Source organism: Actinoplanes subglobosus (assembly GCF_042650585.1).
Taxonomy (GTDB): Bacteria; Actinomycetota; Actinomycetes; order Mycobacteriales; family Micromonosporaceae; genus Actinoplanes; species Actinoplanes subglobosus.
Genome location: NZ_JBHSBL010000019.1, coordinates 491,480 through 504,937 on the forward strand (window position 1 = coordinate 491,480; position 13,458 = coordinate 504,937).

A 13,458-nucleotide genomic window follows, 5' to 3' on the forward strand; every position below is an offset into this window, starting at 1 on the left:
GGGTGCTCCTCGACGGCGCCGGCCAGCCGGCCGAGGAAGCCGCGGGTCACGACGCCCCCGGTGACCGCCGGCACCTCCACTCCGGACCGGCGCAACCCCTCCACCACGTACCCCCAGAAGGTGGGGAGCTGTTCGTCGCCGTTCTCCAGGGTGATCCAGGCCACCGGCCAGTCCACCGCGGCGGCCCGGGCCCAGGAGGCCAGCAGCTGCGTCTTGCCGCTGCCGGCCAGCCCGGTGATCACGGTCACCGGCCCGCGCACCCCCTCGGTCACCCGGTCGAGCAGGCCCGGCCGGGTGACCATGAAGGGCGGCGCCTCCGGGACGGCGAACTTGGAGGTGAGAAGGGAACTGTCCGAGTCAGTGATCATGTCGATGGACACGTTGGCTACCTCCGATGGCCGCCTGTTCGATCTCCTCGTTCAGACTCGTCGTGCCATCGGGGCCGCACATCGTCCGGATCGGATAGTCCGATGACCCTGAGTGTCTTTGGTGTTAACGGAACGTCACTACATGCGTCCCCCAGGGCGAAAGATCGATGTAGAGACCACTGCCCGCCAGCTCGTCTCCGTCCCGCTCGAAGACCTGCCCGTCCAGCTGATCGGTGAGCCGCCACGACCGGCCCGCCAGCCCCGGCCAGGGCAGCTCGATCCGGGCCTGCGCCGGGCGGTCACTGAAGTTGACCACCACCAGGCTGCCGGGCGTCTCGTCGTGCCACGCCCAGGCCAGCAGCTCCCGATGGCTCTGGTTGTCCGGCCAGCCCCGGGTCTCCAGCATCCGCCACTCCCCCGCGCGGAGCCCGTCGGCCACCGACAGCAGCCGGTGGTGGAAGGACACCAGATCCTCGTCGACCGGCTCGTCCGGGAAACGGGCCAGGAAGACCGGCAGACGCGTACGCCGCCCGGAGAACTGCCCGTCGTGCCACAGCGTGGCCCCCGGCAGCGTGGCGATCGCCACCGCCGCGGCCCGGCCCCGCCCGCCCGGCAGGGTCGCCGCCGCCCTCGGCTCGTCGTGGTTCTCCAGGAACCGGATCAGCCCGTCCTGATAGTCCCGGTCGGCGGCCAGGTGCTTGCGCAGCGCCTCGGCGTCCTCACCGGCCAGCCGGTCGTAGAGCCGCTTGTCGTAGCAGAAGTCGAACCCCTGCCGCTGCAGCGTCCACTCCATGTCCCAGTAGGCCTCGGCGATCATCACCAGATCCGGGTGCCGTTCCCGCACCTTCCCCAGCACGAGGGGCCAGAACTCCTCGGCCGGCGCCGGACCCGCGTGCGGGCCCCAGGTCCGGGCGAACACCTCGTTGGTCAGCAGCATCGCCATGTCGCAGCGGACACCGTCGCACTGGTCGCCGATGTCGGCCAGCACCGCCGCCGTCACCTCGCGCAGCCCCGGATCGAACGCGTTGAGCTGGGCCACGTCCGGCCACGGCGGGAAGTACGGGTCACGGCCGTGCGCCAGCACCCGCCCGCCGACGGTGAACCAGCCCCGCGGATCACGCCGCAGATCCTCCTCGGTCCCCTGGACGAACCACTCCGGGTGATCGGCGGTCGCCGGATGGTCCGGGGCCACGTGGTTGGGCACATAGTCGAGGACCAGCCGCACCCCACGGGCCCGCAACTGGGAGCGGGCCTCGGCCAGCCCGGACGGGCCGCCCAGCCGGGCGTCCACCCGGTAGCGGCGCACACAGTACGGCGAACCCACCACGTCGGCGTGCCGCACGTCCGGCAGCGCCTGGCGGAACGACCGCTGCAGCTCCTCGTTCGTCCGGGCCAGCGCCAGACCGGCCGGGCTGCGTTCCCAGACACCCATCAACCAGACCGCGTCCACCCCCGGTACGGCGATCTCGTCCCACACCTCCGCGGGCACGTCGCCGAGCGTCACGTCCCGGCCGAACCGCGCGCCCAGACCGGTCAGCCACGGCCAGGCGAAGATCTCGTAGACCGACGGCGCCGACGGCCAGCCACTGCTCATCCCTGCTCCTCCTCGGTCACGGTCGCCCGCAGGACCCCGGTCATGCCGTGGTCGAGCAGGTGCATGCCGGTCAGGCCGGCGAACACGTTGGGGAAGACGGCGACCAGGCCGGTCCAGCCGGTCTGGTGGGCGGCACCCAGGCCGGCCCCGTTGTCGCCGTGGAAGTACTCACTGAACGTGATCAGGTCACGCCAGTGCTCGGAGGCGAAGACGTCCTGGCCGCCGTGGACCGGGCGGCCACCACCCGGGCCGGGCAGGAAGATCCGGGTGAGCCGGTCGGAGATCTCCCGGGCCACCTCGAAGAGCGTCATCTTCACCCCGGAGCCGGTCGGGCACTCCACCGTGAAATCGTCGCCGTATCCCACGTACAGATTCATCAGGGCCCGGATGACCAGCACGTTCGCCGGGAACCAGACGGGCCCGCGCCAGTTGGAGTTGCCACCGAACATCGCACTGTCCGACTCGGCCGGCTGGTAGCCGACCGAGAACGTGCTCCCGCCGACCCGGAACTCGAACGGATGGTCCCGGTGGTACCGGGACAGCGAGCGGATGCCGTACGGGCTGAGGAACTCCTCCTCGTCCAGCAGCCGGGTCAGGATGCGCCGCAACCGGGTCTCGTCGAAGAGCGCCAGCAGGTGCTCACCGTGCCGCCCGGTGACACGGCCGCGCGACAGCACCGAACTGACGCTCGGGTGCCGGTTCACGAAATCCTGGACGCCCTCGATCAACTGCGGATGGCGGGAGGTCAGCGCGGTCTCGTACACCGTCACCGCCGCCAGCGGCAGCAGGCCCACCAGGGACCGGACCGGAAGTCGTTGCGCGCTGCCGTCCGGCAGCCGCAGCAGGTCGTAGAAGAAGCCGTCCTCCTCGTCCCACATAGCCGCCCCGCCGGCCTCCCGGTTGACCGCCACCGCGATCCAGGCGAAATGCTCGAAGTACGCCTGCGCCTGCTCCAGATAGACCGGGTCCTGCTGGGACAGTTCCAGCGCGATCGACAGCATGCTCTGGCAGTACAGCGCCATCCACGCCGTCCCGTCGGCCTGATCCAGGTAACCGCCGGTGGGCAGCGGCGCGCTCCGGTCGAAGACGCCGATGTTGTCCAGCCCGAGGAACCCGCCCTGGAACACGTTGTTGCCGTCGTGGTCCTTGCGGTTGACCCACCAGGTGAAGTTCTTCGCCAGCTTGTGGAAGATCGACTCCAGCCAGGCCTGGTCACCGGCGCCGTTGCGGGACTTGTCGAGCTCGTAGACCAGATAGGTGGCCCAGGCGTGCACCGGCGGGTTCACGTCGGAGAAGTTCCACTCGTACGCCGGGATCTGCCCGCTGGGATGCAGATAGCGCCGGCCCAGCAGCAGGTTCAGCTGGTCCTTGGCGAACCCCACGTCGACCAGCGCCAGCGCGATCGACTGGAACGCCAGATCCCACGCGGCGAACCAGGGGTACTCCCACTTGTCCGGCATCGAGATGACGTCGTTGCAGATCATGTGGAACCACTCGCCGTTACGGGTGCCCCGCGAGGCCAGCGGATCCCGGCCGTGCCCGGTCAGCCAGCGCTCCACGTCGTAACCGAAGTACTGCTTGCTCCACAGCATCCCGGCCAGCGCCTGCCGTACCACCTGACGCTCGTCGTCGCCCAGCTGCGGGGCCAGCAGCTCCCGGTAGAAGTCGTCGGCCTCGGCCCGCCGCTGGTCCACCACCCGGTCGAAAGCCTCCGGATCGGTGTCCGCGGGCGGCGCCTCGGCCAGCCGGAACCGGACCACCGCCGATCCGCCGGCCGGGATGTCCAGCGTCACCAGCGCGGCGGCCTTCGTGCCCACGCCGTCCGGGTTCACCGCCGCGGTGTCGCCCTGCACCACGTACCGGTCGAAGGCATCCTTGACGTACCGGCCGGTCCCGGCCGACTCGTTCTCGGTGAACAGCAGCGGCCCGTCGTTCAGCACGGTGAACCAGCGCGCGCCGAGACGATGATGGACGGCCTCGACGCCCTCGGGCCGGGCCCGGATCACCGGTTTCGGCTCGGGCCGGTCCCACGACCACGTGTTGCGGAACCACATCGTCGGCAGCAGCCGCAGCGACGCCGCCTCCGGCCCGCGGTTGTGCACGGTGATCCGGCCCAGCAGGTTCTCCGGCCCCGCCTTCGCGTACTCGATCTCCACGTCGAAGTACCGGTCCCCGGCGAAGATCCCGGTGTCGAGCAGCTCGTACTCGAAGTCCTCCCGCCCCCGGGACCGGTTGGTAGCGACCAGGTCCTCGTACGGGAACGCGGCGTGCGGGTACTTGTAGACCATCCGCTGGTAGGAATGGGTGGGCGTGGCGTCGACGTAGAACCAGTACTCCTTGGCGTCCTCGCCGTGGTTGCCCTCCTGATTGGTCAGGCCGAAGAACCGCTCCTTGAGGATCGGGTCCCGGCCGTTCCACAGCGCCACCGCCAGGCACAGCGCCTGCTGGTCGTCGCTGAACCCGCCGATGCCGTCCTCACCCCACCGGTACGCCCGGGAGCGGGCGGCATCGTGACTCAGGTGGTCCCAGGCGTCCCCGCCCGGGCTGTAGTCCTCACGGACCGTCCCCCACTGCCGTTCACTGAGGTACGGTCCCCAGCGCCGCCAGGGCACGGCGGCACTGTCGGCGTCACGCAGACGCCTCTGCTCGGCGCTCGCTTCGTTGATGGCCATGCGGTCAGGCTCGGCCCGGCGCCCTCCGGCTACGTCCTCCGGCGCGGATGAAAAGCGGCTACCGCGTCCTCGATCGTGGGATAGAAGTGTGCCGGATCGATGGTGCGGGTCAGCTTGTACCGGTCGATCTTCGTCCGCACCGGCGTCTTCATCTCCGCGAAGACCAGCGAGATCCCCTTCGCGTTCAGCTCCTCGTCGAGATCCTCCAGCATGTCTGCGGCCGTGGTGTCGATGTCGGTGATCGGCTCGGCCGCCACCACGATCCACTCCGGCGCCGGCTCGGTGCGGGCCAGGTGCCGGATCTCGTCCCGGAACGTCCGTGCGTTCGCGAAGATGAGCGGCGCGTCGAACCGGAACAGCACCAGCCCCGGCGTCAGCGCGGCATCCGGATAGGACCGCACGTCATGGAAGCCGGCGACACCGTCGGCCCGCCCGAGCACCGTGTGGTAAGGCCACCACGCCCGGCGGAACACGTTCAGCACCGACAGACCCACCGCCACCGCGATGCCCGGCAGCACACCGAACAGCGCCACCCCGAGGAACGCCGCCGTCGCGAGTGCGAACTCCACCCGCCGCTGCCGCCACAACCGCCGCATCCCGGCCGCGTCGGCCAGCGACAGCGACGCCGCGATCACCACCGCGGCCAGCATCGGCTGCGGCAGATCCTTCAACAGCCCCGGCACCAGGACCAGCAGCAGCGTGATCGCCGCCGCCCCGACCACCCCGGTCACCTGGCTACGCGCCCCCGCGCTCTCGGCCACCGCGGTCCGCGACCCGCTGGTGCTGACCGGGAAGCCCTGGAACAGGCCCGCCGCCAGGTTCGCCGCCCCGATACCGATCATCTCCTGGTTGCCCCGCACCTCCTGCCCGGTCCGGGCGGCGAACGTCGACGCCGTCGAGATCGTGTCGGTCACCGAGACCAGCGTGATACCCAGCGCCCCGGCCGCCAGCAGCCCCAGCTCCGACCACTCGACGCTCGGGACGGTGAACGGCGGGAACCCCTGCGGCAGCGGCCCGACCACACTCACGCCCCGGCCCTCCAGGCCCAGCCACACCGTCGCCGCGATCGCGCCCAGCACCGCCACCAGGATGCCCGGCACCTTCGGCGCCCACCTGCGCAGCGCCAGGATCACCACCAGCCCGCTCACGCCGATCGCCAGCGCCGCCGGGACGGTCTCGCCGGCGGCCACCCCGCGCACGAACGCCACGGTCTCACCGATCAGGCCCTCGCCGTCGGTGGAGAACCCGAACAGCTTGGGCAACTGCCCGATCAGGATCGTCAGCGCCAGCCCGTTGACATAGCCGAGCTGGGTCGGCCGTGACAGCAGATCGGCCACGAAACCCAGCTTCGCCACCGCCGCGACGGTCAGCATCGCCCCGACCATCAGCGCCAGCACCGACGCCAGCGCCACCGCCTTGGCCGGATCACCGTCGGCCACGACCAGCGGCAGCAGCACCGCCGCGATCATCGGGCCCAGCGACGAGTCCGGGCCGAGCACCAGGATCCGGGACGGGCCGAAGACCGCGTACGCCAGCAGGCACAGCACCGACGTGTACAGGCCGGTGATCGCCGGCAGCCCGGCCAGCTCCGCGTACGCCATCCCCTGCGGCACCAGCAACGTGGTCAGCACGACACCGGCCACCACGTCCTTCGGGAGCCACTCGCGCCGGTAACCGGCGAGCACCCGTACCCCCGGGATCAGGTCGGCGACCGCCATGTTCACCTCCACCAGACGAGGGACGCCGCCCGGGGCTCCCGGGCGGCGTCCAGAACGTACCGCGGACGTTACTTCTGCTCGCCGCCGTGCAGCGCGTCCTGCAGCTCCGCCTCGGTCTCCTTCGGCAGCGACGACTTCAGGACGGTGCCGCCGAACTGCGCGAGCGCCGCGACGGCCTTGTCCGGCGTGACCGCTTCGACGACCAGGAACAGCGCCGACGTACCGGGCTGCAGCTCGTCCCGGATCCGCTCCTGGAACTCCTTGTTGATCGCGCCCTTGGCCAGCTTGCCGGTGAGCGCGCCGAGACCCGCACCGACCGCCATGCCGAGGATCGGGATGAAGAACAACATCCCGAACAGCAGGCCCCAGAACATGCCCCACGTCGTGCCGCCGGCCACGGCGTGATGGTTCGTGGTGACGTGGAACTTGCCCTCGCGGTCCCGGATGATCACAGCGATCGCGTCCGGCTGGATGATCAGGTCCTTGGCCAGGCGGTTCGCCTCCAGTGAGGCGGCCGTGGCCGTGGTCTCGTCGGGGTACCCGATGGCGACCAGTGTTGCCATGTCACATCTCCTTCCGTGCCCTTCGAAGTCCCGATCAGTCAGCCACGGGAGAGCATCGGTGGTCCTCATCCCTGTGGGAGGAGGTATACGGACCGGCCGCCCGCGAGTCTCGACGCAGACGAGAGGAGAGCCGCCATGTACGAGCGCTACGAGATCCGGATCCGGGGGTTTCTCGGGCCACTGCTCCGCCGGGCGCTCGGCGACCTGCGCTGCCGGGCACTACCACTGCAGAGCACCATCCGCGGACGGCTCTCCGACGCCGATCTGGAGCGGTTGCTGACCCGGCTGGACCGGTCCGGAGTCGAGGTGGTGTGCGTTTCATCCGTCACGGATGGCGTGCCCGCCCACCGCCCGGCCACATGATCGACCCGCAACGACCGACCCCTGACTAGGGAGAAAACCATGACCGACACCGAGGCGCGGAAGTCCTACGAGGACCCGTACGTGCCGCCGAGCCCTCGTCAGCCCTCCGGCTGGGTGGGGATGGTGGTGTTCGCCGGCGTCATGCTGCTGATGCTCGGCTCGTTCCAGGCGGTCGAGGGAGTGATCGCCCTGTTCCGCGACGAGTTCTACCTGACCACGAAGAGCGGTCTGGTGGTTCCGGTCGACTTCGACACCTACGGCTGGACGCACCTGACCATCGGCCTGATCGCGATCGCCACCGGCCTCGGCATCCTGGCCGGCCAGATGTGGGCCCGGGTGGTCGGCATCATCGTCGCCGTCTTCAGCGCGCTGGTGAACCTGGCGTTCCTGCCGGCGTACCCGATCTGGTCCGTCATCGTGATCGCCATGGACGTCCTGATCATCTACGCCCTCACCGCCCACGGCCGTGAGGTCAAGGCCTGACGAAGGAACCGGCCCGGCCATGCTGCCACGCGGTGTGCTGGTCCTGCTCGGCACGGCCTGCCTGGTCGTGGTCGTGGGCGGGATGCGCGCCGTCGCGGAGCTGGTCGGGCCGGTGTTCCTTGCGCTGATGCTGACGGTGACGGTCAGCCCGCTCACGGGCTGGCTGCGCCGTCGCGGCGCGCCGGTCTGGCTGGCCGCGACGGTCACCATCGTCACCGTCTACCTGGGTCTGTTCGCGCTCGGCGGCGCGTTGGCGGTGTCGCTGGGCCGGCTGATCGACCTGCTGCCGGAGTACCAGGACAAGTTCGCGAACCTGCGCGACGACCTGGCCACCGGTCTCGGCGGGCTCGGCGTCGACGTGGAGCAGATGCGGTCGGCGATGTCCGGGCTGGAGCCGGGCACGTTCGCCCGGTTCGTCGAGGCCCTCTTCGGCGGGCTGGCCGGCGCCGTCGGCAACTCGCTGTTCCTGCTCGCGGTCCTGCTGTTCATGTGCCTGGACGCTGTCGATTTCCCGGCCCGGATGGCGGCCGCGGTGACCGACCGGCCGCAGGTCGTCACCGCTCTGCACACGTTCGCCGCCGGCACCCGCCGCTACCTGCTGATCACGACCGTGTTCGGGCTGATCGTCGCGGCGTTCGACACGGCGCTGCTGTGGTGGCTGGGCATCCCGTTGCCGCTGTTGTGGGGGCTGCTGTCGTTCATCACCAACTACATCCCGAACATCGGCTTCATCATCGGCGTGATCCCGCCGGCCCTGCTCGGCCTGCTGGAGGGCGGACCGGAACTGATGCTGTGGGTGATCGCCCTCTACTGTGTCGTCAACTTCATCATCCAGTCGGTGATCCAGCCGAAGATCGTCGGCGACGAGGTGGGCCTGTCGGCGACGGTCACCTTCCTCTCCCTGATCTTCTGGGGCTGGGTGCTGGGCGCGCTCGGCGCGCTGCTGGCGATCCCGCTGACCCTGTTCGCCAAGGGCCTGCTCATCGACATCGACCCGTCGACCCGGTGGGTGAACAGCCTGCTGGGCGGTGCCGCGCCGGAGCCGCCCTCGCCCGCCGGGGATGAGGCGCCGCCCTCGCCCCCGGCCGACGATGACGGCCATGACCACGTTCACGGTATGGAAGTTCGACGAAGTTGAGCGGGCGGAACGTGCCGCCTACATCATCAAGCAGGCCGAGGCCGAGGGCCTGGTGAAGGTCGTGGACTACGCGGTGGTCACCTGGCCGCACGGCGCCGCGAAGCCCGAGACCCACCACGAGCACGAAGCGGGACACCGGTACACCGGCTGGGGTGCCTTCTGGGGCATCGTCATCGGTGGACTGTTCCTGGTGCCGGTCGCCGGTGCCGCGGTCGGTGCCGGCATCGGCGCCCTGGTCAAGGCGACCGAGGGCACCGGCATCGACCGCGACCAGCTGGAGACGATCCGGGCCGAGGTCACCGAGGGCACCTCCGCGCTGTTCCTGGTCACCGACCACGGCAACCTGGACCGCCTCGGTGAACGGTTCCACGGGCTGCACAAGAAACTGATCGCCACCAACCTGACCGACGGGGAGCGGGAGATCCTGCTCGACACGTTCAGTGGCGGCAACCCGTGACGAGCGCGACCCCGCGCGACCCGGCCGCGCGCGCCGCGGCCGGGAAGGCGGCCCGCGACCGGATGCCCCTGGACGGGCACGCCGAGTTCACCCCGGCCGTCGACCGGCCCGACCCGGTCGCCCTGCTCCGCGAGCAGGAGCAGGGCCGGGTGCCGGAACTGCTGCCGCTGCGGCACGAACGGATGTCCGTCTCACCGTTCACGTTCTACCGCGCCGCCGCCGTGACGATGGCCGCCGACCTGGCGGCCGCACCGTCGACCGGACTGCTCAGCCGCCTCTGCGGTGACGCCCACCTGCTCAACTTCGGGGTGTACGCGTCACCGGAACGCCGGCTGGTCTTCGACCTCAACGACTTCGACGAGTCCTATCCGGGCCCGTGGGAGTGGGACCTCAAACGCCTCGTCGCCAGCCTGGCGCTGGCCGGGCGGGAGAACGGCTTCAAACGACGTCAGCGGGCGGTGGTCGTGCAGGCCGCGGCCCGCCGATACCGGGAGGCGATGCGCGAGTTCGCCGCCATGCGCGAGCTGGACGTCTGGTACGCCCGCGCCGACGTCGACGAACTGCGGGGACGACTGACCGGGCAGCGCGGCCGGCGTTTCGACGCGGCCGGGGCGAAGGCACGCACCCGTGACAGCCTGCAGGCGTACCACAAGCTGACCGTCCTCGACGGCGACCGCCGGCGGCTGGCCAGCGACCCGCCGCTACTGGTGCCGATCGCCGAACTGATGCCCGGGGTCGCCCGCAAGCTGCTGGAGGACCAGATCCGTGAGCTGCTGGCCGGGTACCGGCAGAGCCTCGCCGACGACCGGCGGCACCTGTTCGACGCGTTCGAGTTCGTCGACCTGGCCCGCAAGGTCGTCGGCGTCGGCAGTGTCGGCACCCGCTGCTGGGTGGTCCTGCTGACCGGCCGCGACGACGGCGACCCGCTGCTGCTGCAGGTCAAGGAGGCCGGGCCGTCGGTCCTGGCGGGCCGGGTCGGCCCGGTGCCGGTACCGGACTGGGACAGCGACGGCCGCCGGGTCGTCTCCGGCCAGCGGATCCTCCAGGCGGCCAGCGACATCTTCCTGGGCTGGCACAGCGCCGAGGGCATCGACGGGCAGCACCGCGACTTCTACGTACGCCAGCTGCGCGACTGGAAGGGCGGCGCCGACATCGCCTCGATGGATCCGGAAGGGCTGGACACCTACGGCCGGCTGTGCGGGTGGACGCTCGCCCGGGCCCACGCCCGAGGCGGCGACCGCATCGCGATCGCCGCCTATCTGGGGTCCGGTGAACGGTTCGAGAAGGCTCTGGTGCCGTTCGCCGAGGCGTACGCCGATCAGACCGAGGCCGATCACGCCGCCTTCGCCGCCGCGTCGCCCGGACGCGCGATCAGCGTCACCGCGACCTCGTAGGCCGCCAGCAGCACCGCGATCACCAGCAGTGAGATCCAGGACGACAGGATCAGGGCGAGGACCGCCGCGACGACCAGCCCGCCGATCCGGACCGCGTCGAGGTGCCCGGTGATGAAGCCGGGCGCCCGCCGCACCCCCACCGCGGCCCTGCCCCACAGGTACACCGCACCCCGCCGGACCGCGCCGCGCAACCACACCGGGAACCGTCCCGGCCCGACCAGCCAGGCCAGCGCCGCGATCGCCGCGCCGATCCAGATCAACTGCTCTCCCCGGGTACGCAGCAGACTGAACACCGTGGTCATCGCCGCGTCCACCCCGTCGCGATAGGTACCGGCCGGCACCTCGGCGAGGATCTGCCCGCGCACCGCCCGCAGCAGCGCGGTGATCGCCACCGATGCCACCACCAGCCAGATCCCGAACTGCACGGCTGTTCTGCGCCGGCGCGGCGACACCACGAACGCGGCGATCAGCAACAGGATCGTGCCGCCGGTGAACAGCAGCAGATTGCGTTTGGCCGCGGCGACCGCCTGCTGAGCCTGCCACAGCTGCCCCGAGTCGTAGACGGTGAACTGCGCGAAATTCGCCGGCAGGCTGACCCCGACGGCCTCCTCGACCCGCAGCCGCAGGTTCTCCGGGATGGCGCCACTGCTCAGGTCGGGCAGCGACACCTGCTTGCCGAACAGCGTCGGCAACTGGTCGCTCAGCTCCCGCAACACCTGGTTGATCAGCGGCAGCAGGTCGATCCGGATGTGGTCCTCACCGGCGATGACGACCGTGCTGGTGCCCTCGATGACGGCCAGGACCCGCTGGTGGACCCGCCGGTTGACCTCCACCCAGATGGCCTGGAAACGGTCACTGTCCATGATCTTCACGACGGTGGCGCGGACCTGCTCACGTAGCTGCCCGGCGATCGGCCCGGCGGCGAACGCCGCCTGCTGCGGCAGCACGTCGCGCAGCCGCTGCTCCACGTTCAGCACGCGGAACACCTCGGCCGTCGCGTACTGCGCCACCGCCGCGTTCACCCGCGGATCCTGCGGCAGCGGCGCGACGGTCGCCACCCACCGGTCGGTGTTCAGCGTCGTCCGCGCCGCCCACAGCCCCACCACACTGGTGACCAGGGCGAACGCGGCCAGGGCGGCGAGCACGGCGGCCAGCGCGCTCCGGACCGCGACACTTCCCGGCCGCCTCCGGCGCCGCACTTCCAGCTGCTCCCGCAATGCGGCCACTTCCGCTCGCAGCCGCTCCACCTCCTCATCAGGGACGGACCCATCGGGTACGGACGTCGTGTCCACCGGCGGCGCGGTCTCCTCCACGGGGCCGGGGGCCGTCTCCAAGGGCGCTCCGGGCCCGGCGGTCGACTGACTCGTCATCGATCCTCCTAGCTGGGCGGATTCCTCGTCGACGCTCCCGGAACCGGCCGGTGGCAGCCTCATCCGGTGCGGATGAACGCCCGCCGGCGCCCGCCGAGACTCATCCGCGGCGGATGACGTTCCGGCCGCCGCCGCCCAGCAGGCTGGTCGCATGGCATTGGGGCCGCTCGAACTGATGGTGTTGTCGTTTCCCGCGGACCGGCTCGGTGAGGGTGTCCGCGCGACGCTCGCCCTGCTGGCCACAGCGGGCGAGATGCGCGTCGTCGACGCGCTGGTGATCCGCACCGATGCGGCCGGTGGTGCGTGCACGGTGGAGCTGACCGAGCTCCCCTGCCTGCGCGGCGACCGGCAGATGGCCCGGCTGGCCAGCGGGCTCATCACCGAATCGGACATCGACGAGGTGGCGGGGATGGTCGACGAACAGACCGACGCCCTCGCCGTTCTGCTGGAGCACCGCTGGGTCCAGGACCTGGCCGGGCCGGTGGCCGCCTCCAGCGGAAGCATCCTGGCCCTCACCCACATCCCGGGAGCGCCGTGGCACAGCCGTGTCATGGCGACTTCGCTGACCTAGGGAGATCGCATGGAACTGCAAGAGATGGGGCCGGTCGACTACCTGTGCGTGGAGTTCCCCGACGGGAGCCTCAACGGGAGCGCGTTCCCGCTGCTGGTCGATCTCGTCGATCGGGGGATCATCCGGATCCTGGACATCCTGTTCGTGCGGAAGGAGCGCGACGGGACGGTGACGGTGCTGGATGCGCGCGACGTCGAGCTGGCCGGGCTCGGGGTCTTCCACGGCGCGGCGTCGGGGATCCTCGGCGGTGACGACGTGCGCCAGGCCGGGACGGTGCTGGAGACCGGGTCGGCGGCGGTGGTGATGGTCTACGAGAACGCGTGGGCGGCGCCGCTGGCCATCCGGTTGCGGCGCAACGGCGCCCATCTGGTGGCGGGCGGGCGGATTCCCGTACAAGCGCTGATTCAGGCTCTGGACGAGACCGAGACCGAGGCCGAGATCGCCTCGGCCGCGGGTGGGAGGTGATCGGGGATGGGACTTCTTCGTGGGGTGGCCCGCACCGCGGTGATCGCCGGCACGGCGACCGCGGTGTCCAACCGGGTGTCGCGCCGGCAGGCGGGCCGCTGGTCGCGGCAGGCCGAGCAGCAGTACGCCGAACAGCAGTACTACGCCGGGCCGGAGGGCGCGGAGCAGGAGGCGGTGCCGCAGCCCGATCCGACGACGGCGAAACTCGACCAGCTGAAGCAGCTGGGTGAGCTGAAGGCACAGGGTGTTCTCACCGAAGCCGAGTTCGAGCAGCAGAAGGCGAAGATCCTGGCCTCCTGACC

General features: G+C 70.7%; 13 protein-coding genes and 1 pseudogene. 8 read left to right on the forward strand and 6 right to left on the reverse strand.

What is annotated here, in order from left to right:
- From ACFO0C_RS27690 to ACFO0C_RS27710, 5 genes and pseudogenes are all read right to left on the reverse strand, one after another.
- Window positions 1-368 (reverse strand): annotated as a pseudogene (locus tag ACFO0C_RS27690) (LuxR C-terminal-related transcriptional regulator); the annotation flags it as partial.
- A 124-nt stretch (window positions 369-492) separates the two neighbouring features.
- A complete protein-coding gene (locus tag ACFO0C_RS27695; RefSeq protein ID WP_378069620.1) occupies window positions 493-1,962 on the reverse strand; it encodes an alpha-amylase in 1,470 nt (489 codons plus the stop codon).
- Entirely contained in the window at window positions 1,959-4,634 is a 2,676-nt protein-coding gene (locus tag ACFO0C_RS27700) for an MGH1-like glycoside hydrolase domain-containing protein (protein ID WP_378069621.1), read from the reverse strand. The genes ACFO0C_RS27695 and ACFO0C_RS27700 overlap by 4 nt, the downstream gene beginning before the upstream one ends.
- Window positions 4,635-4,663: 29 nt before the next feature.
- Window positions 4,664-6,352 carry a SulP family inorganic anion transporter gene (locus ACFO0C_RS27705; RefSeq protein WP_378069622.1) on the reverse strand — a complete coding sequence of 563 codons (1,689 nt, stop codon included), beginning with the start codon at window positions 6,350-6,352 and terminating at the stop codon, window positions 4,664-4,666.
- 68 nt (window positions 6,353-6,420) lie between these two features.
- Window positions 6,421-6,915, reverse strand: a complete 495-nt coding sequence (locus ACFO0C_RS27710) for a DUF1269 domain-containing protein (RefSeq protein ID WP_378069623.1) — start codon at window positions 6,913-6,915, stop codon at window positions 6,421-6,423.
- 135 nt (window positions 6,916-7,050) lie between these two features.
- Between ACFO0C_RS27710 and ACFO0C_RS27715 the strand changes: the two genes are divergently transcribed.
- The 5 genes from ACFO0C_RS27715 to ACFO0C_RS27735 are packed head-to-tail and all read left to right on the forward strand — an operon-like array spanning window position 7,051 to window position 10,750.
- The gene (locus tag ACFO0C_RS27715) at window positions 7,051-7,278 is read left to right on the forward strand and encodes a hypothetical protein (protein WP_378069624.1); all 228 of its coding nucleotides are present in this window, start codon (window positions 7,051-7,053) and stop codon (window positions 7,276-7,278) included.
- A 39-nt stretch (window positions 7,279-7,317) separates the two neighbouring features.
- On the forward strand, window positions 7,318-7,761 hold the full coding sequence (locus ACFO0C_RS27720; protein WP_378069625.1) for a DUF7144 family membrane protein: 444 nt from the start codon (window positions 7,318-7,320) through the stop codon (window positions 7,759-7,761).
- A gap of 19 nt (window positions 7,762-7,780) precedes the next feature.
- The gene (locus tag ACFO0C_RS27725; protein ID WP_378069626.1) at window positions 7,781-8,899 is read left to right on the forward strand and encodes an AI-2E family transporter; all 1,119 of its coding nucleotides are present in this window, start codon (window positions 7,781-7,783) and stop codon (window positions 8,897-8,899) included.
- Window positions 8,862-9,356, forward strand: a complete 495-nt coding sequence (locus ACFO0C_RS27730) for a DUF1269 domain-containing protein (protein ID WP_378069627.1) — start codon at window positions 8,862-8,864, stop codon at window positions 9,354-9,356. The genes ACFO0C_RS27725 and ACFO0C_RS27730 overlap by 38 nt, the downstream gene beginning before the upstream one ends.
- On the forward strand, window positions 9,353-10,750 hold the full coding sequence (locus tag ACFO0C_RS27735) for a DUF2252 domain-containing protein (RefSeq protein ID WP_378069628.1): 1,398 nt from the start codon (window positions 9,353-9,355) through the stop codon (window positions 10,748-10,750). Before ACFO0C_RS27730 ends, ACFO0C_RS27735 begins: the two co-directional genes overlap by 4 nt.
- Here the strand turns inward: ACFO0C_RS27735 and ACFO0C_RS27740 are convergent.
- Window positions 10,690-12,120, reverse strand: coding sequence for a hypothetical protein (locus tag ACFO0C_RS27740; RefSeq protein ID WP_378069629.1), 1,431 nt, complete (start codon window positions 12,118-12,120; stop codon window positions 10,690-10,692). The genes ACFO0C_RS27735 and ACFO0C_RS27740 overlap by 61 nt on opposite strands.
- 151 nt (window positions 12,121-12,271) lie before the next feature.
- Between ACFO0C_RS27740 and ACFO0C_RS27745 the strand changes: the two genes are divergently transcribed.
- From ACFO0C_RS27745 to ACFO0C_RS27755, 3 genes are read left to right on the forward strand one after another with little or no spacing between them, the layout of a single operon-like run.
- Window positions 12,272-12,691: a DUF6325 family protein gene (locus ACFO0C_RS27745; protein WP_378069630.1), complete on the forward strand. Its 420-nt coding sequence runs from the start codon at window positions 12,272-12,274 to the stop codon at window positions 12,689-12,691.
- Window positions 12,692-12,700: 9 nt separating this feature from the next.
- On the forward strand, window positions 12,701-13,156 hold the full coding sequence (locus tag ACFO0C_RS27750; protein WP_378069631.1) for a DUF6325 family protein: 456 nt from the start codon (window positions 12,701-12,703) through the stop codon (window positions 13,154-13,156).
- 6 nt (window positions 13,157-13,162) lie between these two features.
- Window positions 13,163-13,456, forward strand: a complete 294-nt coding sequence (locus ACFO0C_RS27755) for an SHOCT domain-containing protein (protein WP_378069632.1) — start codon at window positions 13,163-13,165, stop codon at window positions 13,454-13,456.
- Window positions 13,457-13,458: the final 2 nt, after the last annotated feature.

Coding starts and splice junctions, on each gene's coding strand:
- ACFO0C_RS27705 (WP_378069622.1), bottom strand. CDS start 6,352: ATGGCGGTCGCCGACCTGATCCCGGGGGTACGGGTGCTCGCCGGTTAC.
- ACFO0C_RS27745 (WP_378069630.1), top strand. CDS start 12,272: ATGGCATTGGGGCCGCTCGAACTGATGGTGTTGTCGTTTCCCGCGGAC.
- ACFO0C_RS27700 (WP_378069621.1), bottom strand. CDS start 4,634: ATGGCCATCAACGAAGCGAGCGCCGAGCAGAGGCGTCTGCGTGACGCC.
- ACFO0C_RS27720 (WP_378069625.1), top strand. CDS start 7,318: ATGACCGACACCGAGGCGCGGAAGTCCTACGAGGACCCGTACGTGCCG.
- ACFO0C_RS27725 (WP_378069626.1), top strand. CDS start 7,781: ATGCTGCCACGCGGTGTGCTGGTCCTGCTCGGCACGGCCTGCCTGGTC.
- ACFO0C_RS27715 (WP_378069624.1), top strand. CDS start 7,051: ATGTACGAGCGCTACGAGATCCGGATCCGGGGGTTTCTCGGGCCACTG.
- ACFO0C_RS27740 (WP_378069629.1), bottom strand. CDS start 12,120: ATGACGAGTCAGTCGACCGCCGGGCCCGGAGCGCCCTTGGAGACGGCC.
- ACFO0C_RS27730 (WP_378069627.1), top strand. CDS start 8,862: ATGACCACGTTCACGGTATGGAAGTTCGACGAAGTTGAGCGGGCGGAA.
- ACFO0C_RS27710 (WP_378069623.1), bottom strand. CDS start 6,915: ATGGCAACACTGGTCGCCATCGGGTACCCCGACGAGACCACGGCCACG.
- ACFO0C_RS27755 (WP_378069632.1), top strand. CDS start 13,163: ATGGGACTTCTTCGTGGGGTGGCCCGCACCGCGGTGATCGCCGGCACG.
- ACFO0C_RS27695 (WP_378069620.1), bottom strand. CDS start 1,962: ATGAGCAGTGGCTGGCCGTCGGCGCCGTCGGTCTACGAGATCTTCGCC.
- ACFO0C_RS27750 (WP_378069631.1), top strand. CDS start 12,701: ATGGAACTGCAAGAGATGGGGCCGGTCGACTACCTGTGCGTGGAGTTC.